A 373-nucleotide genomic window follows, 5' to 3' on the forward strand; every position below is an offset into this window, starting at 1 on the left:
TCCTGTACCAGTGCTAGTTGTTTGAGCAATGGGGTGACACAGAAGGATAGGGAATCGCACGGATGGATATGTGCGTCCAAGCAGTGAGTGTGAGAAGTAGGCAAATCCGCTTCTCGCGAAGCATGAGCTGTGATGGGGAAGGAAATTAAGTACGGAAGTTCCTGATTTCACGCTGTCAAGAAAAGCCTCTAGTTAGACGAGTACTGCCCGTACCGCAATCCGACACAGGTAGATGAGGAGAGAATCCTAAGGTGAGCGAGAGAACTCTCGTTAAGGAACTCGGCCAAAATGACCCCGGTAACTTCGGGGAGAAGGGGTGCTCTATTAGGGTGCAAGCCGAGAGAGCCGCAGTGAATAGCCCAGGCGACTGTTT

At 51.5% G+C, this 373-nt stretch carries 1 rRNA gene; it reads left to right on the forward strand.

What is annotated here, in order from left to right:
• Positions 1 to 373: ribosomal RNA gene (locus PCORN_RS16815) — 23S ribosomal RNA — on the forward strand; the annotation flags it as partial.

The sequence above is a fragment of the Listeria cornellensis FSL F6-0969 genome, assembly GCF_000525855.1.
GTDB classification, from domain to species: Bacteria; Bacillota; Bacilli; order Lactobacillales; family Listeriaceae; genus Listeria_A; species Listeria_A cornellensis.